The 789-nt window shown below is 61.6% G+C and carries 1 protein-coding gene; it reads right to left on the reverse strand.

Annotated features, from left to right (window positions below; all coding sequences use genetic code 11):
• The coding region (locus AC0L3N_RS33900) for an ATP-binding cassette domain-containing protein (protein ID WP_473552049.1) at positions 1 to 734 on the reverse strand (734 nt) is incomplete at its 3' end.
• Positions 735 to 789: the final 55 nt, after the last annotated feature.

A 789-nucleotide genomic window follows, 5' to 3' on the forward strand; every position in this document is an offset into this window, starting at 1 on the left:
ACCAGCCGCCCAAGATACAAGACCGCAATTCGGTCGGCGATCAACCAGGCAAGCGGCAGGTCATGGGTGATGAACAGAAGCGCCATGTTGTGCCTGTCGCGCAGGTCGACCAAGACCTGAAGAATCTGTGCGCGTATCGAAACATCGAGCATCGACACAGGTTCATCGGCAACGATGAGCTCTGGCCTAACGGCAAGCGCTCCAGCAATCACGACCCGCTGGAGCTGCCCGCCAGATAGTTCGTGTGGGAAGCGGGCGAAGAAATCACCGGGAGGATTGAGCCCGGCGGACGCAAGAGCCTCGCTGACCCGCTCGGCGAGTTGGGTGCCGTTCTCGACCAGCCGCAGTGACCGCAAGGGCTCCGCCACGATATCGAACACCGTGTGTCGCGGATTGAGCGCTTGGTAGGCGTCCTGGAAGATCATCTGCACGCGATGCCGGTAAGGACGCAAAGCTGAGAAGCCTCGCACCGAAGTCATGTCGCGGTCTTCGAACAGCAGCCTGCCGCCTGTTGGCTGAGCAAGCTTTGTAATGACGCGGCCCACCGTCGTCTTGCCGCTTCCCGATTCCCCGACCAGGGCGACGATCTCGCCGCGCCCGACGGTGAGGTCGATCCCGTCTACCGCGCGCACTGCGCGGGCAGGTCGACCCAGCACACGGTCAAACAGTCCGCCATGGATCGGAAAATGAACCTTCAACTGCTCTAAGCGCAGGATGTCGGAGGTGTCAGGCATGAGCTGCAACCCTGTCTTCTTGCGTCAAGGGCCGGTAAAGGTGACAGGCCACGCC

The organism is Mesorhizobium sp. WSM4807, from assembly GCF_055811615.1.